The organism is Paenibacillus sp. FSL P2-0089, from assembly GCF_038595095.1.
Classification (GTDB): domain Bacteria; phylum Bacillota; class Bacilli; order Paenibacillales; family Paenibacillaceae; genus Paenibacillus_AQ; species Paenibacillus_AQ silagei.
In genome coordinates this window covers 6979901-7005239 of record NZ_CP152006.1, presented here as the reverse complement: position 1 = coordinate 7005239, position 25339 = coordinate 6979901, and the positions used below count along the sequence as shown (strand labels likewise).

Below are 25339 nucleotides of genomic sequence, written 5' to 3'. Positions count from 1 at the left end.
AGGAGTATCCTCTTTTGTTTTGTCCGGAACCTTAGGTACCGGTAGTATTTTTTGGCAGAATGATTCATTTGTGCGAAAGAGTAGGATATAATAAGGCAAAGCAATCTCAAAAATAGGAGAAATATGACATGCCGTGGATGCAGGGTTATCCGTTTTACTTGGTAATGGGCAGCGTTCTAAGTCTCTACATGGGCATCGGTTCTTACAAGCACCGTCATACACCAGGAAGATGCTATTTATGGATATTGATGCTGCTGGTCAGCATGATCTTCGCGGCTACGGCCGGAGAGATTCTAACGGATTCCTTCGAGGCGAAGCTATGGTGGAAGAATGTGCAGCAGGGCCCGCTTTTTTTGAGTGCGATCTTCACTTATGCGGTTATTAAAGAGTATGTATCCCGTTCCTCTGAGGGTTTGTCCAAGAGGCTTATTTATTTTTGTATCCCGGTGGCGGTGGATGTGCTGCTGATCTTCACCGACTCTTACCATCATCTGATGCGCAGTGAGGTCGGACTGGCTACGGTGGCCGGTGTTACCGGAATCGTAGTGAAGCCCACGGTGCTCAGCATGATCCTCATCGCGTACGATCAGTTATTCGGACTGTATGCTGTATATCTGCTGGCCATCTCTCTCCTGAATGGGCCTAAGTATTATTTCCGCCATAATGCGCTGCTGTTATTCAGTCTGCTGGTCCCGGTCCTGTCGGTGTTCCTGCTTCCGCTGCTGCAGATTACGATTACAGGCTTCACGGCCTTCACTTACCTGCCGCCCATCGTGGCCGCTTACCTCACCTTGTTCCGCGATCCCAGACTGTCCTTATATCCGCTGGCTAAGAATAAAATCTTCGAGAATATGAAGGACGGCATCGTCCTGACAGACCGCTACGATTACATAATGGATGTCAATGAGGCGGCGGATGCTATGCTCTCCGAGCTGCTGGAGGAGAAGCCGGAGACCTGGATGGGCACAAGCATTCAGCCGCTGCTGAGGCAGCACGGGCAGCTGTCGGCCTGCTATGCGCAGCGGAGGGAGGGACAGTTCGAAATCGAGCCTCCCGGCCGGAGCGGGTCCTGTTATGGGGTTGCGCTCATTGCCACAGAGCAGGTCCGGGCGAAGAGTACGGGAATGCTGCTGGTCTTCAGTGATCTTAGCGAGAAGAAGAGGTATGAGCGGGAGCTGCTGCATCAGGCCACGGTGGACGATCTGACCGGGCTGTACAACCGCAGGCATTTCATGAGGCTGGTGCAGAGTTACTCCGCACAGATCGGCGCGGGCATGGCCTTGCTGCTATTCGACATCGATGATTTCAAATTAATTAATGATACATACGGACACATGGCCGGTGATCAGGCACTGGTGGATTTGTCGGGCAAGATTATGCAGGTATATCATGACAAAGGAATTGCCGGGCGCGTAGGCGGCGAAGAGTTCGCCGTCTGCTTCTTCGCCGGCAGCGAAGCCGCGGCCTTGAAGGAGGCGGAGAGCTTCCGCACCGCTATGGGCGAGCACATCGTGGAGCTGGACGGGGGGCATCACATCCAGCTTACGGTGAGCATCGGCATCGCTTTTACGGATCAGGCAGATGTGACCTTCGAGGACCTGTACCGCGAGGCGGACGAGGCGCTGTACCTGTCCAAGGCCACGGGGAAGAACCGGGTAACCTTAGGCCGTGAGCCTATGGTGCGTCAGGCAGCTAAGGGGTAGGCGTCAGCTTCAGGACCGCGCTGCTGCGGTCATAATGCATCGCTACGCCTAGCTCGGAGCATAGCGCATCCAGTGGAACCATGACCTTTCCGTTCCGCAGCTCCGGCGGAGTTCCGGTTAGGAGAACCTTCTTCCCGTTCACGGTCAGGATCATCGGCGGCTCGAATTGCTTCAGCTGCTGGATGGACAGCGCCGGGGGAAGTGTCCGGTTCCCTTCATTAATCCGTGGAGCGTTCAGTGTGGTTCTGGAGCTCAGGCCCAGCCCGATATTGAATTTCAGACGGATGCCGAGTGAATCGCAGACTTCCAGCAGCTTGTCGTTATAGGAGCCGTAAGGGAAAGCGATAGCCGAATCCGTATTGCCCAATTCTTCTTTCAGCCTGCGCTCTGCATGAGCCAGGTCCCCGGTTACTCTTCTGTAGTATTCTTCATTCAGTTCATTCCGGTTCTCATCATGAATGTACAGCAGGGAGCTTGCCGCCGGGCGGGTGCCGCCCTCTGCATCGACCACTGCATAATAATGCAAATTATACGTATGATTATAAAAGCCCATTCCGGCGCGCTTCATCTCCCGCATCTGCTCCCAGGTCAGCTTTGGCACCTGACGCCTACTAGTGTTGTCTACATCAGAGACAATGATGAAGTTCACTGCGGTGTAGCCGTACTTTTGCAGAATGGGAAAAGCCAGCTTGTAAAAGCTCTCATAGCCGTCATCGAACGTCAATAGAACTGCATTATCGGGAACCGGCGCGCGGTCCAGCATGAATTCGCGGTATTGCTTCATCGTGATGACGTGGAAGCCCTCCTGCTTCAGGAGCTGCATCTGCTCATCGAACTGTGCGGCGGGTAATACGCCGGGATAAAGTGTTAACGGCGTTTCCGCCAGATGGTGATACATGAGTACCGCCACATGATCCTTATAGTACACCCCCTTGGGGAGCGGAGCCTCCTTTTCCCAGCCAATACGCGCATTAAGAATACGTTCAGCGAGGTCTTTATCCACCATCAGCTTATGATCCGCTGTCAGTGCATAGGCATCTGTCTTGAATTCGACTCCATCAAGGCCGGTAATGCTCAGCTTGGTCATTGCTTTATGTCTAAAAGGCACAGGCAGGAAGACCACCACCAGCAGCAGGATGAGGATATAACGTGTTTGCGGTTTGTGCAGGTTCAGTTTCAATGTCCGATTCTCCCCATCTCTCGAATATTAAGATAATAATAAACCTATAACGTCTGCCAAGACAAAAATGTGACAGGATCTTAACTAAGCGGTGTGGTTTTTGCAAGGTCTGTGGTGGTAATTAGAAATATAGTAATATCAATATATTAACAATTTGCCGATTAGCAGATACTGGGGGGCGGCTATGGAGGATTTCAGAGATCGGATGAGGGCTGTGCAGCAGCAGCAGGACGGGCTTTTGAAGGCATACCAGTCTTTAATTGAAGAATACGAGAGCAGTGATCTCGTCCGCGAGAACGAAGTGTTAAGACGGGAAAATGGGGCAAACAGGCAGAGCCTGGCGGAGCTGAAGGCGCAGGCCGCGAGGCTTGAGCGCGACAACTCGGAGCTGCGGACTGCGCTGGCGGAGCAGATTCTGGATGAGAAGCTGGGCATTCTCCGGGTATCGCGGCAGAAGCTGCAGACTTATTTTGCCTCACGGGATCATGCGTATCTCGACCGGCTGACATCCTTCGAGCAGGACGCCAAGCGGCGGATAGAGGAGATGTACAGTATCGGGGCCCGCGAGCTGGGCCAGGAGAAGACCCAGATCACTTATATATTGGATGAGGTGCAGGCGAAGCTGAATGAGAGTATCCTGCTGCGCAGGCAATGGCAGCGGGAAGCAGAGCGTTCGCTCAGGGGGACGATGGACAGCGGTCTGGATGATTTGGCTGCTGAAGGGGTTGATGAGGAGACCCTGCTGCGCCGCCGCAAGCAGAACCGGATCGAAATGAAGATTGGCCTGAATTGGATCAACCGCCTGGGGATTCTGCTGCTGATCCTGGCAGTGGGCGCCGGGTTCAGATACACCTACTCCACCTGGTTCAATGATTATATGAAGGGCAGTGCCTTCTTCCTGCTGGGGGCAGTCATGCTGGCGGGCGGGGAGTGGCTGTTCCGCAAGGGGCGGGGAGCCTTCGCACTGGGGCTGATTGGCGGCGGGGTGTCGGTGCTGTACGGCTCGATATTTTACAGTTATTTTCTGCTGGAGATTATCGGGTTATGGGCCGGGATCGGCCTGTCGGTGCTGGTCACGCTGTCCGCTGTGCTGCTGTCGCTGCGCTATGAGTCACGGACGATCTGTTCCATGGGGCTTGTAGGGGGTTATCTGCCGCTCTTCTCTTATATGGGAGCCTTCGGGCTGGAGGGCAGTGCAGTGTATGCGGCGATGGGGTATCTGTTTGTGCTGAACCTGCTGATTCTGCTGATCTCTCTGCGCAAGCGCTGGGTGGTGGTCAATTACATCAGCTTCCTGTTCAACACGCCGTCTATCCTGGTGCTGATTTATCTGGCAGACAGCTACGCTGCGGGCATTCTCTGCACTGTGCTGACCTTCGCCATGTATCTGGGGATTACACTCTGGTATCCGTTCAAGTTCAAGACGAAGCTTAACTGGCTGGACTTCGGCCTGCTGGGCTGTAACACGCTCGTTAGCTGCATGACACTGTATCTTCTGTTCCTGAATGCCGGGCTGGATGATTTCACAGGCGCGCTCGCGCTGGCCTTCTGCCTCATGTATCTGGGGCTTGGTGTCCTTCTGGAGAAACAGATGCCGCAGGAACGCGAGAGCCGTCTGCTGTTCTATGTCACCTCACTGACCTTCGCCATTCTGATGATTCCGTTCCAGCTGGGAGCGGCCTGGTGGTCCATCGGCTGGCTGGTGGAAGGCGTGGCGCTTACGGTCTACGGACATCTGTACCGCTTCAAAATGGTAGAACGTGCAGGCTGGGGCATCCTTTCCCTCTGTCTGCTAACCTTCTTCGGATTCGACGTTCTGCTGCAGCTCTCGGATTATAATGCGGTAATCTACTACACGAACTCCTATTTCGATCTGAAGTATACATTTATTACCGCGGGTATGGTGATTGTAGCCTTATTGTATGCCATCCGTTATTCGAATCAGGAGACGCTGCTCCGCAGCACACCTGCGGAGGTGCAGGCTACCGTCTGGTTCAAATATGCGGCTATCGTCAATTTCTACGGGTATGTGGTGTATGAAGCATTGCGCCTGTATGACTGGATGGTGCCGGGGGATATGGCGCACAATGCCTTTTACAAGCTGCTGCTGGCAGGTCTGCTTACCTCTGGACTCGCTTATGCGCTGCCGAAGGTGAACGTTCTGTATGACAAGGTGGTCGGCATCATGGTACTGGTGCTGCACGGGATTGCCTATGCGGTCTGTATCGGCATCACGTTCGGTCTGCCCAGTCTTCCGGAAGGATGGTCTGGCAGCACTGCCGCAGATGTTGTGGCGCTGGGTCTGCTTGTTCTGTTCAATGTGTTCGTGTGGTTCAGCAGTACAAGGCTGCTGCGGACGACGCTGCTGCGCGATTACAAGAATATAGAGCTGTACCCGGTAGCTATGGGCATCTATCTTCTGGTGATGGTTACGGCGTTCCTGGGGGTGCAGATGCAGGTGCGTGACGGCGGGCTGGCCTTCAGTCTGCTCTATCTGCTGCTGGCCGTGATGTTCATTATGTATGGCTTCTGGAAAAGATACCTGTATATCCGCCGCTTCGGACTGGCGCTGTCCCTGCTGGCAACCGGCAAGCTGCTGCTCTATGACTTGACCCTGCTGAACACCGGCAGCAAGATCATCGCGTACTTCAGCTTCGGACTCTGCCTGCTGGGAATATCCTACCTCTACCAGCGGATATCGGTCAGAATGGAGGAAGCTTATGCACTCGAAGAGAAAGACAGGACAGAGAGCTAGAGTGGCGGCTGTGCTGCTCGCTGTATTGGGCGGACTCTTGCTGGGTCCCGCCGCTTTCCCGGCGCACAGTGCAGCAGCGGCATCCGGCGAAGCGGAGAAGACGGGCGGCGGACAATGGAAGTTCTCACGCGAAATCTCCGTCCCGGAGACGGCTCCTTACTATGAATTGTACTTGGATGAAGCGGTGTACCGCTCGGCGGCAGCGGACTTGCGCGATCTGCGTATACAGGACAGCACCGGCGCTCCGGTTCCCTATTATATGGAGAGCGGAGCGGAGACGGTGGAGGAGCATAGCGCGATCTATGCCTCGGAATTGATCCACAAGGCAGTGAAAGGGACGGATACCCTGCTGGATTATCAGATTAAGCCGCTTGCCGAGCATGTCGATATTCAGGGGAACCGCCTGGTGTTCGAATTGCCCGCAGAATCCTTCCTGAAGCATGTGGAGGTGTGGGGCGGTTATGACGGGCAGGCCTGGGAGAAGCTCGGCACTGGGGATCTGTATGCCACGAACGGGTTAAGTGCGGACAGCATTACGCTGGAGCGCAGCTACAAGTTCGGCTATTACCGGCTTGTAGTGAAGAACAACCCGGAGGGGCTGGAGTTCCCCGGCCTGACGCTGGTGGACAGCAGCCGGGAGTGGAGCACGGCTGCATTCATGCGGCAGAAGACACCGCAGACGGAGATTACGCAGGTGGAGAACCGTACCGAGATCATGATAAGCAACACGGACCGGCTGAAGATTGGGAAGGTGATGCTCGGCAGCACCGGGAATTTCCTGCGGCGCTATGAGTTGTATGACAGTGCCGGGAGCAAGCTCCCGGTCACCGGAAGCGGGGAGCTGTACCGGCTGGATTTCAAGGATACCCGGATCTCCCGGACAGAGATTCAGCCGGTTACGCCAGCCTCTTCGGATTCCCTGCGGGTGGTTATCTACAATCTGGACGATGCCCCCATCTCCATCACGGACCTTAAGATCGAATATCTGGTAGACCGGCTTGTATTTGCGGGAGGGGAGAGGACGCCGTATTCCTTGCGCTATGGCAACACGCTGGCAACCGCTCCGCAGTATGATATTATTAATTTCAAAGACCGGATCAGCGGGGAGAAGCTTGTGCAGGCTGCGCTTGGCGCAGAGACCCGGGTACCGGTAATGGCAGCAGAGCCGCCCGGCACAAGCTGGTGGCTTCAGGGCCGCTGGGGCTTCAATGCCATTATTATTGTAGTCTCGCTATTGCTTATTCTTATCGTAGCCCGCAAGCTGGGCCAGGCGAAATAGGAGATGCGGCACAAGTCCGCAGAAAGAAGGATTACTGCATGACCCTGATTACCATTTTCGTTATACTGCTCCTGCTTATTGCTGCTGCGTATCTTATCATGACTGTCTATCCGGCGTTCGGGCGCAGGGCCGGGGAGCAGGAGAGGGCCCGTAACCTCGGCTCCGCCCATTACAGCAAGGGCAAATTTGCTTATCCGCAGACTGCGGAACTGAGCGGTGACAAGGCTGGAAGCAGCGGACTCTCCATTCTGAAGGACTTCATTAAGGGTAACCCCCACTCCAGACCTGCCGAGCCTCTTCAGCCGCAGCCGCTGTTGCCGTCCTCTATAGGAGCAGGACGCGACACCCGGGTTACCTGGTTCGGGCATTCAGCGGTGCTGCTGGAGATGGACGGCTTGACTCTGTTCCTCGACCCTATGCTGGGCCGTGCCCCATCCCCGTTTCCGTTCATCGGCGGCCGCCGCTACAGCAAGCAGCTTCCGCTGGAGGCTGCCCTCCTGCCGCAGCTGGATGCGGTTCTGCTCTCCCATGATCATTATGATCATCTGGACTATGGAACCATCCGCCAGCTGAAGGATAAGGTAGGACTGTTCATTGTACCGCTGGGTGTCGGCGCTCATCTGCGCCGCTGGGGGGTGGCCGCAGATAAGATCCGCGAGCAGGACTGGGGAGATACGCTTACCTATGAGGGGATAACCTTCACCTGCGCTCCGGCGCGGCATTTCTCGGGGCGGAGTCTGCTGGACCGCAACACCACGCTGTGGTGCTCCTGGATTATTCAAGGGGAGAAGACCAAGGTCTTCTTCAGCGGAGACAGCGGGTATGGTCCGCATTTTGCCGAGATCGGACGTACCCATGGACCCTTCGATCTCACGCTGATGGAATGCGGCCAATATGATCCGCGCTGGGCGGATATCCATATGCTGCCGGAACAGACTGTAGAGGCGCACATCGATGTGCAGGGAGGTCTGCTGATTCCCATCCATTGGGGCGCATTCACCCTGTCGATGCATGACTGGACTGATCCGGCAGAACGGATCTCGGCTGCTGCGGCGCTGAGAGGGGTACGGCTGGCCACGCCGAGAATCGGGGAGACTGTAACCGCGGGGGCCGCCGGATATCCGGTTCTTCCCTGGTGGAGATGAGGCTGCCCGCCTGAAGGGGACTTGTGGTACAATCAGGGTTCATATATACCAAGGAGCTGACGAACGAAGATGAGCAATGAAGTGAACGAGCAGGAACTGGTGGAGGTATTGTCTGCACAGACGAAGGTGGACCCGGCCGTTATCCGGCTGGTGCTGAAGCATGAGCAGACGTTTATTAATAAGGCCAAGGCCAATGCCAAAGGCGAGGTTGATATCGATAATGATGATCTGGTTGACTATGTGACTGCGCAGCGCGATGTGAAGCTGGACGAGCTGACGGTGGAGACCATTCTGGATGCGGAAATGGATTACCTGATGGACAAGGGACTGGCCGGATATATCGACTGAAGCCTTAGCCGGTGGTGCGCGGCTGATCCCCCAAAGCCGTGCCCCTGGCAAAGGTTCTCTAAAATTTAAAATTTATTTTGTGTTATTGGCAGTAACCCTTTGCATTTGGGAAAATAGTGTGCTACAATGAAGTTAATCATAAATTTAACCCTTAATTCACATATTGTAAAAGGTTAGCATTTGTGTATGAAGCCTTTTCCAATGTGTGAATTTTTATTTGTTCGTACAATACGTAGGAATAAAAGGACATGTGTTAAATAAACTTTGGAGGTAATATCATGCAAACAGGTACAGTAAAATGGTTCAACGCAGACAAAGGTTTCGGTTTTATCGAGGTTGAAGGCGGAAGCGACGTATTCGTACACTTCTCCGCAATCACTGGCGAAGGCTTCAAGTCTTTGGACGAAGGCCAACGCGTTGAGTTCAACGTAACTCAAGGCGCTCGTGGACCACAGGCTGAGAACGTTGTAAAACTGTAATTCCACAAATAAGCTGCCCTTAACACCAGTTGAGGGTAGTTTTTTTTATGACCATGTAGTAGAGAACAAGCTTCCGTTCTGCCATAACAGTCCGTTGGACGCACTAACCAAGCTATTAGGAGGGGTACTTATGTATTTTCGTAAAAAAGCAATGGTAGATCTTCCGCAGGAAGAGACGGCTATCTGGTCCTGCACCAAGGAAGAATGCACCGGATGGATACGCGACAACTTTGCCTTTCAACATGTGCCTACCTGCTGGCAATGTAATTCGCCCATGACCCGGAGCATGAAGATGCTGCCTACGCTCGTTAATAAGAATTTGGACGCGAAGGCTATTAAGAAGAGTGTGACTATCCACTAAGGCTGTCGCTCTTTGACCGGTTTATACGAAATTAGAGGAGAGTAACCCTATACCGCTGTCCGTTTCTTGCCCGCAATGGGCTATTTTTTTTGGATTTTTACCTCTATATATAAAAGGCATTTAAAGTTTGAACTCGAAGCTTGGTCGTCACTGCGGTGAACATCTGGACTTCCGGCCGCTGTTGTCACCAGATTTCTTGATTTTAACCGCTAATCGCGGTGGAAATCCGGTGACAAAGGCGGACGCTATCGCTCCTACAGTTCCAAATTTCCCCTCCGTTTCTTTTTGCTTTTCGTTAATTTCTTTAGTACCTCTTTTATAAAAGGGTACTATCCATGAAAAAGACGGCAAAGCCATTCTTAAACGCCGGCGAATCAGCGGGTTGACAATAATGGATAATACAGGGATGATGGAGCTATGAGAAAATATTTTCTGCTCCTGACGTTACTTGCGGTTGCCTTGAATGCAGCGGGGATTTTTTATCATAAGCCTATGCTTAACATTATCGCGATTGGTCTGATTCTGATCTTGATTCCGCTGGATATTTATCTGGAGCCAACCCGCCGCAAGGTGATAAGCTACTGCATCGGCGCGGTATTGCTGGCTCTGCTGTGGGCGGCCCTGCATTTCGAATGGATCACTCCGTTAATGTTCATCTAAGTAGTCTTCTGTGTAAGCCCTTAGGGCAGCTCCTCGAACCGGGAGAACTGTGCTAAGGGTTTTTTGTTGCTGGTATCCTTGGGGACTTCGTAGCCGTCTCTCCACTGCGGGCAATGATTTATCTTGACAAAACTCCCGGGGTTTGGAGAATAGAGTTGGAAACGCTGCCAACGAAAGAGGGAATTCTGATGCTTCAGAGGTTCAGAGAGCTCAACACACTGCGCAATCAGATATTCATCGGTTTTTTGCTGGTGATGCTCATTATTATTCTGGTGTCCGGGGCATTTGTGTATGACCGTGTCTCGATTCTGCTCAAAAATAATGCCGAGCGGCACATCCAGCAGACGGCGGTTCAGGCCAACGGAAGGCTGGATGCGCTGACCGGCCAGATTGACGGTCTGATGGAGCAGGTGGCCAATCATCCTACCGTTCAACAGCTGCTGCTGGAGGAGCTGGACGGCAATGAGGTGTCCTTCAATCAGCGCCAGTCGCTGCTGCAAATTGTCTCCAGCTATCAGGCGTACATGCCGAGTGTAGGCTCGCTGGAGCTATATACCGCTGATTACAGGCTGCTGTTCCCGATTAAGGAAGGCAGCCTGGAGAGCAGAATTAACGAGCAGCATATCAGTGAGGCTAATGCCCAGAAGGGGCGGCTGGTCTGGATCGGCGTTGATCCGCATGATGATCAGAGCCTGCTGGCGATTCGCCAGGTCAGCCTGATGGACCGCTGGTTCTCGCGGGGCGGCTACCTGATGGCCCGCATCCAGCGCAGCTACTTCCAGCTCGACGATCCGTTCTCCGGCAGTGACAGCGGGGAGTCTGTGCTGCTCGTGAATGATGAAGGACAGCTCCTTGGGAGCAGCGGAACGCCGCAGGAGGATCTGCTGCCGCTGCTGGAGAGTGGGGATCAGACGGTGAGCTTCCGGGGCAAGGAGTATGTGCAGGTCAAGCTGCGCTCGGACAAGACCTCCTGGACGCTGCTGGTGCTGACACCTGTCAGCTATGTCACCAAGGGACTGTCCGTGCTGCGGACGGTGCTGCTGGTCTCAGGCGGAATCGGAACCCTGCTGTTCCTGATTATATCCTTTCTGTTGTCGACAATGATTACCCGGCCGATTATTCACCTGATCCGGGCGATGCGCAAATCCCGTATGGGGGTGCTGACCCCCAATTCGCAGAAGGTATCGACCATGGAGCTCCGGGAGCTGAATAATACCTACAACGGTATGGTGGCTAATATTAATGATTTGATCAGGGTGGTCTATGAGAAGGAGGTCCTGCAGAGCCGGACCGAGCTTAAAGCCTTGCAGGCGCAGATCAATCCCCATTTCCTGTTCAATACGCTGGAGGCCTTCAACTGGTCACTGGAGGAGAAGGGAGAGGAGGAGCTGGCCGGATTAGTGGTCATGATGTCCAGGCTATTCCGCTACATTATGGGCAGCCCGCACAACAAGGATGAATGGGTCACGCTGAGTGAAGAGGTGGAGCAGATCAGGCGGTATCTGCGGATTATGGAGATGCGGATGGGAGAGCGGCTGTCCTGGGACATCAGGCTTGACCCGCATGAGGCTGCTGTACCGGTACCTAAGCTGCTGATTCAGCCGATTGTCGAGAACGCAATTCTGCATGGAGTGGAGAGCCGCGTCGGCAAGGGCGTGATTGAAGTAATCATCACCCCCTCCTCCCGCAAGGGTTGGACCTCAGTGGAGGTGTCGGACAACGGGCCGGGTATGGATGAGGCCACGCTGCTGGCGCTGCGTGATGCGCTGGATGGCGGGCCCCCGGTCTCTGCCAAGGGCAGCGGAGTCGGGCTGGTGAATGTGCAGCGGCGGCTGAAGCTGTACTATGCGGAAGCGGGCATGAAGACGGAGGGGCTGATCGTAGAGAGCCGGCGGTCTGAAGGGACTGTAATAAGGTTTGAGATTCCAAGCAATGGAGGAGATACCTATGAGTCTGGGCAACAAGACGATTCTAATCGTAGATGATGAACCAAGAACGCGTCAGGGGATTAAGCAGACGCTGGAAGTATGGGCGGCAGGCCGGTATATCGTGGAGACCTGCGACAACGGGGTGGAAGCGCGCGAGCGGCTGCGGCAGGAGCGCGTCCATCTGCTGATCACAGATGTGCGCATGCCGGAGGTGAGCGGGCTGGATCTGATCCATTCGCTGCAGGAAGCTCCCCGGAAGCCGGTGATCATTGTCATCTCCGGCTATGCGGAGTTCGATTATGTGCAGCAGGCGATGCGGCTGGGGGCAGTCAATTATCTGCTGAAGCCGCTGGACAAGTCCGAGCTGCTGACAGTGGTCGAGGATGCGCTGAAGCGGGAGGAGGAGCAGCAGCGCCATGTGAAGCTGGAGAAGCTGGTGGATCACAAGCTGCTGGAGATTGACCCGGAGCAGGCCGGGATGGGGCAGCCGGTTAAGGAGGCCATTGCCTATGTGGAGCAGCATTTGCACGAACAGCTGACGATGGCTGAGGTAGCGGGGATGATTCACCTGAATGCCAGCTATTTCAGCGTGCTGTTCAAGGAGCAGGCCGGGGTCTCCTTCACTGAATATCTGTCCCGTCTGCGGATTCAGCGGGCGAAGGAGTTATTGCTCCAGACCGCGCTGCCGGTCGGGGAGATTGGAGAGCGTGTAGGGTATCGGACGGATAAATATTTCATTAAGGTTTTCAAGTCCTTGGAGGCGATAAGCCCGAGCCGGTACCGTCAGCAGATGAAGGGCGGAGCGCAGGAAATCCAATAAATGTGGTATTTTAGCCAATAAATGTGCCCTTATCTGCCTCAGAGTACGATGCTAGAATTTGAATGATAGCGATTACATGGATAATTACGGCCTTTTGCAATGTGAGATGGGGAGGCAATGGCAATGCGAAGGAATCACATGACCAAGGGGCTGCTCCTGGCCTGCATCTGGCTGCTTGTTCTGACAGGCTGCAGCTCTGCGGCAGAGAATAATAGTGAGCTTGCAGCTACCGGTGCCTCTTCCCCCAAAATAACCATTCATATGATGCACATCTGGCCCGCCGGACTCTCCGCGCAGCAGTATAAGCTGGTCAGCCAGATTATCGCAGAATATGAGAAGGAGCATCCGGGTATCATCATCAGGCAGGACGTGCTGGAGAATGAGCAGTATAAAAGCAAGCTCAAGGTGCTCTCCGCTTCCAATGACCTTCCCGATGTGGGCATAACCTGGGCAGCCGGCTTCATGGAGCCTTATGTAAGAGGCGGATTATTCGCTCCGCTGGATGACATCCTGCATGGCGGGCAGCTTAAGGATAAGTTCCTGAAGAGTACTACAGAGTCTTATGTTGTCGATAACAAGACCTATGCGCTGCCGCTGGAGATGAACATCTCTCCGATCTTTTATAATAAAGAGATCTTCGCCCAATATAATCTTCAGGTGCCTTCAACGTATGAGGAGTTCAAGGCAGTTGTGAGAGCGCTCTCCAGTCATGGTGTGCCTCCGGTGGGGCTGGGCAATAAGGACCGGTGGACAGGCTCGCTCTGGTATATGTATCTGGCGGACCGTATTGCCGGAAGTGAGACGCTCAAGCGGGCAACGAAGGGGACGGGCTATTTCGATGATCCCGGACTGGTGCAGGCTGCAGCGGAAGTGCAGAACCTTGTCGATATGAACGCCTTCAACAACGGCTTCAACGGCTTGTCGTATGATGAGGGCAAATCGGAATTCATGGAAGAAAAGGCGGCCATGTACCTGACCGGTACCTGGGAGTTGCCCAACTTCACGACCAACCCGGAGATTCCGCAGGCCTTCAAGGACAAGGTCGGCTTCTTCAAATTCCCTACGGTTGAAGGCGGGAAGGGGAATTCGGGCGACTGGGTAGGCGGTCCGGGTGTCGGACTGTTCGTAGCGGAATCGTCCAGGGTGAAGGAGGAGGCCAAGGCTTTTGTCGAATACTTCGTCTTCAAATGGGGCGAGGCTTCAGTGACGAGTGCGGGGGTGATTCCGGCGACCAAGGTCGATACCACGAATGAGGAGCTGCCGCAGCTATACGTGGATCTGCTGAATGAATTGAACAATGCCAGCAGTATTACCCTGTTCGCGGATGTGGAGATGAAGCCGCATGCTGCCCAGGTCCATCTGGATATGATCCAGGCGCTGTTCGGCAAAGCAGTCACGCCGGAGCAGTTCGCAGCCAGACATAAGGTTGCAGTAGCCACGGGGAACTGAGCATGGGACAAGCGCACAGACAAAGGGATGCTAATCAGCCGTATTTCCGGTGGCTGATTAGCATCCCTTATTTGTGTGAGGAGCTGCCGCAGAATTAGTGCGCCGGAGCGGCCGGAGCGGCTTCCGGCGGTTCGTGCTGGATCAGGCCATGCTTCTCCCAGGCTCTGCTTTTCCAGCGGAAGTACATAATGACTGCCCGCACCCATTCGTCGAACGCTGTGGCCAGCCATACCCCGGCCAGACCCAGATCAAGTGTGAACACCAGGAAGTAGCCCAGCGGCAGACTCATGCACACCATGGATATCATGCCCATGTAGACCGGGAACTTGGCATCGCCCGACGCGCGCAGCGAGTTGATAATGACCAGATTGCAGGTCCGTCCGGTCTCCAGGAAGAAGCTGAGCAGGATGACCTGGGCGCCCATGGTGATAATCAGCTCATTATCCGTGAACAGGCCCAGCAGCGGCTTGCGGAACAGAATGACGATCAGGTCCATGATGACTGTGACCAGCAGCGCCCACTTCACACTGGTGAACACCCGTGAGTAAGCCTCCTGCGTCCGTCTTGCGCCAACAAGGTGCCCGACAATAATCGAGGTCCCCATCGCTACCGCTACGCTGAACAGGAAGATGTAGTTCGAGATATTAACCGCATACTGGCGGGTAGCCATGGCCTCGGCCCCCAAATAGGTGATGTACAGGGTGAAGACGAGCTGGCAGCACTGGTACATTACGGATTCGAAGGCGGACGGAATACCGATTTTGAGAATCTGCAGCACGTATTTCTTGGAGAGGTGAACGTAATAGCTCCATTTCACGCGTACCTCCATAATCCGGTAGAGCAGCAGGAAGAAGATCAAGAGAGCGATGGAGCGGCTGATTACGGTTGACACGGCCGCACCCTCCACGCCGAGCGCAGGCAGTCCGAAATGGCCGAAGATCAGCAGATAGTTACCGCCGACATGGATAACGTTCATCAGCAGCGATACCGCCATCGTCTGCTTGGTGAAGCCATGGGTCCGGATGGTGGCCGCCAGCGCGTTGATGAGGGCCTGCAGGAAGATCGCGCCTCCGACAATGTTGATATACGAGCGGGCGTAGGCGAGAATGTCACCCTTCACGTTCAGCGCCTGCAGCAGGTGGCCTCCGAGCAGCAGCATCACTGTACTAAGTATGATCCCTACCGCAAGATTCAGGGTAACTGCATTGCCGATCACTCTGGCGGCTTCTTTGGGCTGCTTGGAGCCGAGGTACTGCGACACGACGATCGCCGCGCCGTTACCGATGACACTAAGCGCCAGAATAGCTATGGCAATAATCTGATTGGCTGCTCCGACACCGGAGACCGCATCATCGGACACCGAGCTGATCATGAAGGTATCCATACTGCCCATGAGCATGAACAGGAACAGCTCCAGGAAGATCGGCCAGGTCAGCTTCATTAAGTTGAATGTCTTGGGCTTGCTTGTTTCCATCATACACCTTCTTATTAGGATTCCTTGCGGCTGTGAATCTTTGAATCAAATGTATGGTAGCACAGCTGTTGTGAAAATGCAGTAGGATTTAAGACATGCTGCCTGAAAATCCGCCGGCGTCGCCCAATAGTATCCTCCAGGTGACTACCTCACTTTAAAGTGCCTACTTCCCTAATCGGCAGTATATCCCTAAACTGAGAAGCAGCACTTCCTAAAATATATTACGGATAAGGAGAACTTACACATATGAAATTACAGTTAGCACTCGATCTGGTGGATATTGCCGGAGCCAAGGCGGTTGTTGCAGAGGTTGCCGAATCTATAGATATCGTTGAGATTGGAACACCGGTCGTTATTAATGAGGGGCTGCATGCGGTGAAAGCGATCAAGGAAGCTTTTCCGGCGCTTACGGTGCTGGCCGATCTCAAAATCATGGATGCTGGCGGATATGAGGTCATGAAGGCAGTGGAAGCAGGCGCGGGCATCGTAACTGTGCTGGGTGTATCTGATGATTCAACGATCCGCGGTGCGGTGGAGGAAGCGAAGAAGACAGGTGCAGAGATCCTGGTCGATCTGATTAACGTGAAGGATCTCAAGGCCAGAGCCGCTGAAGTGGATGCGCTGGGCGTGGATTATGTCTGCGTGCATTCCGGCTATGACCATCAGGCTGAGGGCAAGAATTCCTTCGCAGATCTGAGAGATATTAAGAGCGTGGTTACCCGGGCCAAAACTGCAATTGCCGGCGGCATTAAGCTGAGTACGCTGCCTGAAGTGATTGCTGCGCAGCCTGATTTGGTAATCGTGGGCGGCGGTATTACTAGCGAAGCCGACATGAAGGCAACTGCTGCGGAAATGAAGCGCCTTGTAAGCCAGGCTTAAGCAGCCATGGACACGCAGCAATACGCACAGGAAATTGTGAAGGAGCTGGAGGGCTCCGTCTCCGGGCTGAATGCCGGAGAAGGTGAGGCGCTGACGGAGGAGCTGCTGCGCGCAGGGCAGATCTTCGTGGCCGGTGCCGGTCGTTCCGGCCTGATGGGCCGGGCCTTCGCCATGCGGCTGATGCAGGCCGGGCGGACAGCTTATGTGGTCGGAGAGACAGTAACGCCGGGCATTGGCCCCGGCGATGTGCTTGTACTGGGTTCCGGCTCAGGCGAGACGAAGGGACTGGTCTCCATGGCTGAGAAAGCCAAGGCAATCGGAGCAGCTGTAGTCCTCGTAACCATTCAGCCGGATTCGACGATCGGACGTCTCGCAGATTATAAAGTCAAGCTGCCTGGCGCTCCCAAGGAACGGCCGGACGGCGGCTATACTACGCTGCAGCCGATGGCCTCCTTGTTTGAACAGACGCTGCTTGTATTCTATGATGCAGTTATTCTGCGGATCATGGAGCAGACGGGGCAGACCTCCGGCCGGATGTTCGGCAAGCATGCCAATTTGGAATAGCATACGATTTGGAATAGAATAGAGCTTGGAATACAATAAAGCTATCACACGGATGCTTTCCTTGACGGGAGGGCATCCTTTGCTGCTTATGTGCGGTGGGCGATGGATTTGTATTATGATGATAGCCGGAAGGGGGCTAAATATTGGCGACTGAAATTAAAGACCGTATCAACCTGAAGGAGATCAACTGCGAGAAGGAGCTTACGCTCGCTGTGATCGGCGGCAAGTGGAAGCTGATTATACTGTGGCACCTGGGTCTGGAAGGGACTAAGCGGTTCAGTGAACTCAAGAAGCTGATCCCCCATATCACCCAGAAAATGCTGACCAACCAGCTCCGCGAGCTGGAGGAGGATCAGCTGGTATTCAGGCAGGTATATGCGGAGGTTCCTCCGCGGGTAGAGTACTCCCTGACAGAGTATGGACATACTCTGATGCCGGTGCTGCGCATGATGTATGACTGGGGCAAGAATTACGGGGACAAGGTGATCTGGAAAGATGCACCTCACTGTGATAGGTAGCAACTGTAAACGAAGTCGTTCTATTTGTATTGTGCAAAATTAAGTTGTATACTAACATTTGTGAAGATTTAAATAAATGGAGGCTGATAGGTATGCTGAAGACAGAATATAGCCCGCTGCTGGAGACGTTCAAATTCAAGAACGGGATTGAACTGAAGAACCGTGTGGTCATGGCGCCGATGACTAATTTCTCCTCCAATGAGGATGGAACTGTCTCCCGGCCGGAGCTGGATTATTATATCCGCCGTTCGGGCGGGGCGGGGATGGTCATTACCGCGTGTGTCTATGTCTCACGCGGCGGGAAGGGCTTCCCGGGTGAATTCGGAGCTGACCATGACGGGCTGATTCCAAGCCTGCGTGAGCTGGCGGAGGCCATCAAGGGCGAAGGAGCGAAGGCCGTGCTCCAGATCTTCCATGGCGGACGCCAATGCCCGCCGGAGCAGCTGGTTGACGGACAGCCTGTCAGTGCAAGCGATGTGCCGGCTGAGCTGCCGGGCGGCGGACAGGGGGCGGTTCCGCGCCCGCTGACAGACGAAGAGATTACCGGAATTATCGCTGATTTCGGTGAAGCGACGCGCCGGGCGATCGAGGCCGGTTTCGATGGCGTCGAGATTCACGGTGCGAACGGATATCTGCTGCAGCAGTTCTTCTCGCCGCATTCCAACAGACGCGAAGACCGCTGGGGCGGGGATCTGCAGAAGCGTCTCGCCTTCCCGCTGGCCGTTCTGCGCAGTGTCAAGGCTGCGGTGAAGCAGCATGCAGAGGGTGCATTCCTTGTAGGCTACCGCTTCTCGCCTGAAGAGCCGGAAACGCCGGGGATTACGATGGCTGACACGTTTGCCCTAATCGATGCGCTGACAGCGGAGGGGCTGGATTACCTGCACGCCTCCCTCATGGAGCTGTGGTCACTGCCACGCCGGGGAACGGAGGACAGCCGTCCGCGTATTGAGCAGATCGTAGACCGGGCGGGAGACAAAGCTCCGGTAATTGGCGTAGGCTCGCTCTACTCTGCCGCCGATGCCCTAAAGAGTCTGGACAGCGGCATCAGCCTGGTGGCGCTGGGCCGTCCGCTTCTGATTGAACCGGACTGGGTGCAGAAGCTGGCCGGGGGCCGGGCCGATGAGATTAAGACAGAGCTTGATCCGGCTGCCCAGGCAGAGCTTGTGATTCCGGACCCGCTCTGGAGAGCATTGATCCATACACCGGGCTGGCTGCCGGTTAAGCAATAAAGCAGGCAGACGGATAACGGTCTGTGACCAAAGCAATATAAGAACCCCGTGCGCCCCTGTTTCCAGGGCGGCACGGGGTTTTTGCTGTTTTTAATATAATCTTATTTACGCTTTATGTTCCGCCAGACGGGCAATCTCAACGATAACCTGTACAGCCTTCAGCATTACGTCTACAGAGGCGTATTCAAATTTGCCGTGGAAATTCTCGCCTCCGGTGAAAATATTCGGTGTAGGCAGCCCCATATAAGAGAGCTGTGAGCCGTCAGTCCCTCCGCGGATTGGACGGATAACCGGCGTGATTCCGAGGCCCTCCATCGCTTCCCGGGCGATATCGACGATATGCCGGACGGGCTCGATTTTCTCGCGCATGTTATAGTATTGGTCATTCATCTCCAGGATGATGTTGTCCGCCCCGTATGTAGATTTGAATTCCTCCACAATTGCGGCGATATTCGATTTGCGGTTCTCGAACTGCCCGCGGTCAAAATCGCGGATAATGTAATGCAGCTTGCTGTGCTCGGCACTGCCTTGCATGGAGATCAGGTGGTAGAACCCCTCGTAGCCGTCTGTGAATTCAGGGGCTTCACCGGCGGGCAGACGGAGATGGAAGGCCATGGCGATTTTGGACGAATGGATCATCTTGCCCTTGGCTGTACCGGGATGGACATTGACTCCGTGGAAGGTGATTTTGGCGGCGGCGGCATTGAAGCTCTCATATTCCAGCTCTCCAAGCGGGCCTCCGTCCACGGTGTAGGCATAGGAAGCACCGAAGGCGGCAACGTCGAACTTATGCGGGCCGCGTCCGATTTCTTCATCGGGGGTAAAAGCGACCCGGATCTTGCCATGCTTAATCTCCGGATGCGCCAGCAGATGGGCCATAGCCGTCATGATCTCAGCGATGCCTGCCTTGTTGTCTGCCCCCAGCAGGGTGGTGCCGTCGGTCGTAATCAGCGTATGCCCCTTGTAACCGCTCAGCTCCGGGAAGCTCTTCGTGGACATGATAATATTCTGGGTTCCATTCAGCACCAGATCCTGCCCGTCATAGTTCTCTACAATCTGCGGCTTCACATTCGTGCCGGTGAAATCCGTAGCGGTATCCAGATGGGCCAGGAAGCCAATCACCGGAACCTCTTTATCTGTGTTGGCGGGCAGCGAGGCCATGACATAGGCATGCTCGTCCACCGTAATCTCCGTCAGTCCCAGCTCCTGCAGCTCCTCTGCCAGCTTATGCGCCAGTACCATTTGGCCTGGAGTGGACGGGCAGCTCTCGCTGTCCTCGCTGGATTGGGTATCCATTTCAGCATACGATACAAAACGTCTAATTAATTCTTCCTTCAATGCGGGTCATCTCCTCTTCAGCTTCGTATGTCTATATTATCACGATCCGGCCCGGGTCTCATACTTTAGGCGGAGGGTGAGGAGTGAAAGGGGATGGGGGCTGGCTGGAGACTAGCTTGGCCGAGAGCAGGTAGCGCTCGGGCGCTGCGCCTACATAAGAGAATGGGTAACAGGTAATCAAGGTGAGTACGGGGTCTCTGCTGGGCTTAATCGCTCCCCGCGTATCTCCGTCAACAATCCGGCTCCCGGTGACTTCATAGGTAAAAGTGCCTTCCGCTGTCGCAAGCTCAAGCCGGTCTCCGGTCTCCAGCTCGCCGAGACTTCGGAAGACGGTATCGCGATGTCCGGCCAGCACGCTGTTGCCTGAGGCGCCCGGGGCGGCGCTTGCCTCATCGTGTCCGGCGCCCCGCTTAAGCTCCGCCCGTCCGGTTCCCTCCAGAATGGCGACCCGCTTTTTAAGCTTCGGAAAATAGATCTCCCCGATTACCTCTCCTGCTATATAAGCAGGTTTGTCGCCTGTTGGTGATTCTGCGCTGCTGACCATACCTTCAGGAAGGGGCGTTTCTTCTTCGGAACTTACGGGAAGCTGGGCTTCCTCCCTCTTTTTGTCCCAGATACTCAGGGCTTCGCGGGCTTCGGCGGGCGCTTTGAGGATCTGGAAGGCGGAATATAGCATAACGCACAAGGAGAGCAGGAAGATCAGCTTGACGGCTAAAGTGAACCCGCTGCGTATCTTCATGCTCTCTCCTCCTTACATATACATAAAGTTACTTCTTCTGGCCCAGCCTGCGGAGTACAAGCACACTAATCATGGCGACAACCAGGCTGGCCGCAATCAGATTGTACCAAGGGCTGGCTGTGTCGGGCAGTCTGCCGTCTTCCTCCGGCCCGCCCAGCGGAAGCGCGTCATCAGTGAGGTTGACCTCCTTCCCTGGTGAAGGGGCTGGTGTGCTGCCAAGTGAAGCGGCTCCGGAATCCGGCGTCGCGGACGGACGGTTGCCGCCGTCTTCCTCTCCTGCCCCTAGCGGAACAGGCTCTTCGCTTACGCTCACTCCATCCGGTGCTGCCGTAGCAGTTGCCGGTGCCTGTGATGGCGCTGCTGAACTGCCAGGCGATGCACTGCCGGCCGGTGAGGCTGTAGGGACTGTTGTTGCAGCAGGCGGCGTACTGCCAGGGCTGCTGGTGGACCCCGGCGTTGACGTAGGCATAGGCGTTATTGTAGCCGTTGGCTCCTCTGTGGATTGCGGTGTAGAGGTCGGACTGGCTGTCGGCGCAGGCGCAGCAGTTGCCGTGAATTCAAAGGCGACACTTACCGTCTTCTCCTGGAACTCGTTGCCTGCCTCCGGCGGGAACAATACCTTCATTTCGATAGCTTCCTCTTCCCCTCCGGCAAGCGAGCCGATGGTCACTACCCCCGGGGCCTCGCTCATTACCCCTGAGTAGAGGATTACTCCCTCTTTTTGCAGGGTCATTTGCAGGATATTGTACAGATCTGCGTCCCCGGAGCGGAACTGAAAGGCTACTGCATAATCGAACGGATCATTTCCGTCATTGATAATCTTATAATCCGAAGCCATCGTATCTCCCGGCTGCATGTTGTTCATGGTTGCCGTACTGGTCGTATGTGAGTTGACAGTGAGCTTGATCGTATCCTCAGCGCTGACCCCTCCGGCATGCCAGATTACACCTGCCAGAACGGCCAACATATACGCGCCAATTATAGATGTATGTCTCTTCTTCACTCTCCCCGCCCCTTCCTGTGCAGACCTTCGGCAGCCACCAGCCACAATCCGCCCCGGTTCGCCCTTCTGAATCATAGTTTGTCGAATAAAGTGGTTTCTTGAAGAACTACTACACATTAAAACGATAGTATAAATCAGAACGAGCATGAACGGATCTGGATGAGCCTGAACGTGCGTGAATGAGGCGGAATGGTAAAAATACACTGACGTTCGTTATAACGAATATTAATTACAGTATAATCTCAAATGGGCATAAAGAAAAACCGGAAAAGATACTTTAAGTGAATGAATTGGGGCGTTTATTATAACTTAACGGCATTTATTTAATATTTACTGCGGTTAACTCATTATTTCTCTGTATATTACTGGATTTTGTATTTTATAAAGAACGATTTGGGCTGTAAAGGCCCGGCTCCATCATTTCTACTCCGAACACATTCGTCTTTTGCTGCAAGACTAAAATAGCCCATTCAGCTACCTCAATGGAGTTCTCCATAGGTAGTTAAATGGGCTAATTATATAGACTGGCTTGTAATCAGACTAGTACAGTGTCAGGTTTAAAAGGGTGGATAAGCTTGTTAAACTCCACCCCGAAATCTAACGGACCGGAGAGATCTTATCCCCACGAAAACGCCACTTTTTGCAGCGTAACGGACTCAGGCGGCCTTATTGTCTCCCTACGAGACGTTTTGGAGCCGAAGTGTAAAGGATAAGGCCCATGGAGTCCGTTACTCGCCCAGTTGGCGACTTTCTTCCCAAATAAGAGCACCTCAGTCCGTTACGCTAAGCCAAACGCCCCTGAAGAACAATCCCCGCTTGGAAAAGATGTAATTTGAAGGGTAATTGCTTCTGCTCCACTATTTTAAATCTGATGAACTACTACGGCCTTATTACTTCTTCAACAGGTCGGCCACAAGCTCATACGAATGCAGGCGGGCAGAGTGATCATAGATCTGTGAAGCGATAATCCACTCATCGGCACCCGTCTCTTCGAGAATCTGGAGCAGCCGTTCTTCGATCAAGGCCTGGTCGCCCGCAATGGAGTATTGCTGTTTACTCATAAGCAATGCTTTCTCCTGGGAGGTCCAGATTCCGTCCAGACTGTCTACAGGCGGCTGGAGCTTGCCGGTGCGGCCACGAATAATGTTCAGGAATTGCTGCTGCTGGGAAGTGGCAAGTCTGCGCGCTTCCTCCACCGTATCCGCTGCCGTAATTCCCAGACCCACCATAACATAAGGCTTGTCGAGTACTGCTGATGGCTTGAAGCTGGTACGGTACAGATGCAGAGCCGGCAGCAGATAATCCGGTGCGAAGTGGCTGGCAAAAGCAAAAGGCAGACCCAGCTGGCCCGCAAGCTGGGCGCTGAAGCCGCTGGAGCCGAGCAGCCAGATCGGGATGTTCAGTCCTTCACCGGGGACGGCGCGGACACCGGCCGGACGGGAGCCTGATCCTTCGGGGTCGAAATACGCCCGCAGCTCGCTAAGCTGCTCAGGGAATTCACTGCCATCGCTGCCGAGACTGCGGCGCAGTGCTCTGGCGGCTGCCTGGTCGGAGCCGGGGGCTCTGCCCAGACCCAGATCTATCCGTCCCGGATACAGGGACTCCAGCGTGCCGAATTGCTCGGCAATCACCAGCGGGGCATGGTTGGAGAGCATGATGCCGCCTGAACCTACGCGGATGGTGTTAGTTCCAGCTGCAACATGTCCGATAACAACGGAGGTGGCGGAGCTGGCAATGCCGGTCATATTATGATGCTCTGCCAGCCAGTAACGGTTATACCCCCATTTCTCAGCATGACGAGCCAAATCAAGGGTGTTATGAAAAGAATCCGCCGCCGTTCCGCCCTCCCGGATAGGGGCTAAATCCAGTACGGAGAATGGTATGTCGTGCAATTGCTTCACATGAATCCCTCCTATAGTAGATGCATTCCGCATCAGTAGCATTATTTGCAGCCATGAATCAATATACCCGCCAATTATAACATGAAATAATATAATTTACACACTTTAAGTAAGCGGCATGACGGGGAGAGGGAGTGTGAAGGGAGAAAGGTCCAGTTACTGAAGGGATGAATTTGGAGTATTTGGACTGAATTTGGACGCTTACAACCGTACTGCAAGGGCTCCGCAGGCAGAGATGTAAGCGCATAACAATTTGCTTGCCAATTTAAGGGAGCCTTGCTATAATCGCTTTGAAAAGCTTTTCTAACTTAAGCGGCTAGGCCAATCCTGATAAGGAGGGCACACGTTTCGGGCTAAAAGAATCAAGAAGGAAGTCAGACTATGAAGCCAACAATCAGAGATGTTGCCAAGATGGCCGGAGTATCCATCAGCACTGTGTCCCGTGTAATGAATGCCCCGGATACGGTCGTGGAGAGTAAGCGCAGCCGGGTCATTGAAGCGATAGAAGCGCTCAAGTATCAGCCTAATGCATTCGCACGGGGGTTAATTTACAGGAAGTCATTTACTCTCGGGCTACTCATTCCCGATATTGAGAACCTGTATTTCGCAGGGGTGATCCGGGGAATGCAGGATGCCTGCATTAAGCTCGGTTACAGTCTGATGATCTGCAATACAGACCGTGACAAGGAGCGGACATTGTCCTATATGGATACTTTTCATGAGAAGCAGGTGGATGGTGTTGTGTTCGCCAGTGATATTCTGCACCCTGAGTATTATGAGAAGCTAATAGGCTGCAGAATTCCATTCGTGCTGGTCTCTTCCCATTCCGATGAGTATGAGGTAGCGTCGGTCGAGGTGGATGATGAGAAGGCGGCGTATGATGCTGTGAAATTCCTGATTGAGCTGGGGCACCAAGAGATTGGGATGATTGGTTTCAATCATGATAATTCGGTGTCCGGGCCACCGCGGATGGCGGGGTTCGTGAGAGCCTTGAGCGAATCGGGGCTGGAGCGTAATATCGGGAAAATCAAGTACGCTAACCACCGCTTTGAGCAGGCCTATCAGGCAACGCACGAGCTGTTCACTGAATATCCGGAATTAACAGCTGTATTCTGTGTAGCGGATGAGTTCGCCATGGGAACGATCTCTTACTTAAAGGACCGCAATATTCTGGTTCCCGGGCAAGTGTCGGTCATCGGCTTCGATAATCTGCGGATGTCGGGGATGTTCATTCCGAAGCTGACAACAATCGCACAGCCTATCTATCAGCTGGGGTACCGGGCGGCCGAGAAGCTGCATGAATTGCTGACCACCGGCAAGGTGGCTGTCATGAAAGAGAAGATGGAGCATAAGCTAATCGTAAGAGAATCCTCGCGTGAGAAATGAGATGTAGTTCCTGCGGGCTGAAGCACGGCTGCCTGGGGATAGGGCAGCACGGTTTCTTCACGCTCTTCTGAAAAGCTTTTCAGAGTGACGCGTTAGAGGAATGTGAGCGAATCGTTTCGGGAACCGTTTCAGGAACTGTTTCAGAAACCTTATCCACAGAAGAAGGTACTAACTGACTATTGGAAGCGCATACATTATTGT

Annotated in this window: 22 protein-coding genes; 16 read left to right on the top strand and 6 right to left on the bottom strand. The window is 54.1% G+C overall.

Annotation, left to right across the window (positions count from 1 at the left end; all coding sequences use genetic code 11):
- Positions 1-128: 128 nt before the first annotated feature.
- Positions 129-1703: a diguanylate cyclase gene (locus tag NST69_RS29755; protein ID WP_036722726.1), complete on the top strand. Its 1575-nt coding sequence runs from the start codon at positions 129-131 to the stop codon at positions 1701-1703.
- Here NST69_RS29755 and NST69_RS29750 read toward each other — a convergent pair.
- Complete coding sequence (locus tag NST69_RS29750) at positions 1693-2883, bottom strand: polysaccharide deacetylase family protein (protein ID WP_342547886.1); 1191 nt, start codon at positions 2881-2883, stop codon at positions 1693-1695. The genes NST69_RS29755 and NST69_RS29750 overlap by 11 nt on opposite strands.
- 184 nt (positions 2884-3067) lie before the next feature.
- Between NST69_RS29750 and NST69_RS29745 the strand changes: the two genes are divergently transcribed.
- The 10 genes from NST69_RS29745 (at position 3068) to NST69_RS29700 (ending at position 14107) form a co-directional block, all read left to right on the top strand.
- A complete protein-coding gene (locus NST69_RS29745) occupies positions 3068-5638 on the top strand; it encodes a DUF2339 domain-containing protein (protein WP_342547885.1) in 2571 nt (856 codons plus the stop codon).
- Positions 5604-6917 (top strand): DUF3999 family protein, encoded by a 1314-nt coding sequence (locus NST69_RS29740; RefSeq protein WP_342547884.1) that lies wholly within the window; start codon positions 5604-5606, stop codon positions 6915-6917. The genes NST69_RS29745 and NST69_RS29740 overlap by 35 nt, the downstream gene beginning before the upstream one ends.
- 38 nt (positions 6918-6955) lie before the next feature.
- The gene (locus NST69_RS29735) at positions 6956-8062 is read left to right on the top strand and encodes an MBL fold metallo-hydrolase (RefSeq protein WP_342547883.1); all 1107 of its coding nucleotides are present in this window, start codon (positions 6956-6958) and stop codon (positions 8060-8062) included.
- 69 nt (positions 8063-8131) lie between these two features.
- A complete protein-coding gene (locus tag NST69_RS29730; RefSeq protein ID WP_036722720.1) occupies positions 8132-8410 on the top strand; it encodes a hypothetical protein in 279 nt (92 codons plus the stop codon).
- Positions 8411-8688: 278 nt separating this feature from the next.
- A complete protein-coding gene (locus tag NST69_RS29725) occupies positions 8689-8889 on the top strand; it encodes a cold-shock protein (protein ID WP_036722718.1) in 201 nt (66 codons plus the stop codon).
- 130 nt (positions 8890-9019) lie between these two features.
- Positions 9020-9250, top strand: a complete 231-nt coding sequence (locus tag NST69_RS29720) for a cold-shock protein (RefSeq protein WP_036722714.1) — start codon at positions 9020-9022, stop codon at positions 9248-9250.
- A 417-nt stretch (positions 9251-9667) separates the two neighbouring features.
- Complete coding sequence (locus NST69_RS29715; RefSeq protein ID WP_209868683.1) at positions 9668-9910, top strand: hypothetical protein; 243 nt, start codon at positions 9668-9670, stop codon at positions 9908-9910.
- A gap of 188 nt (positions 9911-10098) precedes the next feature.
- Complete coding sequence (locus NST69_RS29710; RefSeq protein WP_036728290.1) at positions 10099-11895, top strand: sensor histidine kinase; 1797 nt, start codon at positions 10099-10101, stop codon at positions 11893-11895.
- Positions 11858-12658, top strand: coding sequence for a response regulator (locus tag NST69_RS29705; protein ID WP_036728093.1), 801 nt, complete (start codon positions 11858-11860; stop codon positions 12656-12658). The genes NST69_RS29710 and NST69_RS29705 overlap by 38 nt, the downstream gene beginning before the upstream one ends.
- A gap of 123 nt (positions 12659-12781) precedes the next feature.
- Positions 12782-14107: an extracellular solute-binding protein gene (locus tag NST69_RS29700; RefSeq protein WP_342547882.1), complete on the top strand. Its 1326-nt coding sequence runs from the start codon at positions 12782-12784 to the stop codon at positions 14105-14107.
- 94 nt (positions 14108-14201) lie between these two features.
- Here the strand turns inward: NST69_RS29700 and NST69_RS29695 are convergent, their stop codons facing one another.
- Positions 14202-15581, bottom strand: coding sequence for an MATE family efflux transporter (locus tag NST69_RS29695; protein WP_342547881.1), 1380 nt, complete (start codon positions 15579-15581; stop codon positions 14202-14204).
- Between the two features lie 246 nt (positions 15582-15827).
- Here NST69_RS29695 and hxlA point away from each other — a divergent pair, with 246 nt between their 5' ends.
- From hxlA to NST69_RS29675, 4 genes are all read left to right on the top strand, one after another.
- Complete coding sequence (gene hxlA / locus NST69_RS29690; RefSeq protein ID WP_036728098.1) at positions 15828-16460, top strand: 3-hexulose-6-phosphate synthase; 633 nt, start codon at positions 15828-15830, stop codon at positions 16458-16460.
- A 6-nt stretch (positions 16461-16466) separates the two neighbouring features.
- A complete protein-coding gene (gene hxlB, locus NST69_RS29685; protein ID WP_342547880.1) occupies positions 16467-17024 on the top strand; it encodes a 6-phospho-3-hexuloisomerase in 558 nt (185 codons plus the stop codon).
- Between the two features lie 143 nt (positions 17025-17167).
- The gene (locus NST69_RS29680) at positions 17168-17542 is read left to right on the top strand and encodes a helix-turn-helix domain-containing protein (protein WP_036728101.1); all 375 of its coding nucleotides are present in this window, start codon (positions 17168-17170) and stop codon (positions 17540-17542) included.
- A 92-nt stretch (positions 17543-17634) separates the two neighbouring features.
- Complete coding sequence (locus NST69_RS29675; RefSeq protein ID WP_036728102.1) at positions 17635-18771, top strand: NADH-dependent flavin oxidoreductase; 1137 nt, start codon at positions 17635-17637, stop codon at positions 18769-18771.
- A 105-nt stretch (positions 18772-18876) separates the two neighbouring features.
- Here NST69_RS29675 and pepT read toward each other — a convergent pair whose 3' ends face one another.
- The 4 genes from pepT to NST69_RS29655 all read right to left on the bottom strand — a co-directional run bounded on the left by pepT (position 18877) and on the right by NST69_RS29655 (position 23752).
- A complete protein-coding gene (pepT, locus tag NST69_RS29670) occupies positions 18877-20109 on the bottom strand; it encodes a peptidase T (RefSeq protein WP_342547879.1) in 1233 nt (410 codons plus the stop codon).
- Between the two features lie 58 nt (positions 20110-20167).
- Positions 20168-20848 carry a sortase gene (locus NST69_RS29665; protein ID WP_340957362.1) on the bottom strand — a complete coding sequence of 227 codons (681 nt, stop codon included), beginning with the start codon at positions 20846-20848 and terminating at the stop codon, positions 20168-20170.
- A 28-nt stretch (positions 20849-20876) separates the two neighbouring features.
- Positions 20877-21851 carry a hypothetical protein gene (locus tag NST69_RS29660; protein WP_342547878.1) on the bottom strand — a complete coding sequence of 325 codons (975 nt, stop codon included), beginning with the start codon at positions 21849-21851 and terminating at the stop codon, positions 20877-20879.
- A gap of 890 nt (positions 21852-22741) precedes the next feature.
- Entirely contained in the window at positions 22742-23752 is a 1011-nt protein-coding gene (locus NST69_RS29655) for an LLM class flavin-dependent oxidoreductase (RefSeq protein WP_339311967.1), read from the bottom strand.
- Between the two features lie 381 nt (positions 23753-24133).
- Here NST69_RS29655 and NST69_RS29650 point away from each other — a divergent pair, with 381 nt between their 5' ends.
- Positions 24134-25138 carry a LacI family DNA-binding transcriptional regulator gene (locus tag NST69_RS29650; RefSeq protein ID WP_036728109.1) on the top strand — a complete coding sequence of 335 codons (1005 nt, stop codon included), beginning with the start codon at positions 24134-24136 and terminating at the stop codon, positions 25136-25138.
- Positions 25139-25339: the final 201 nt, after the last annotated feature.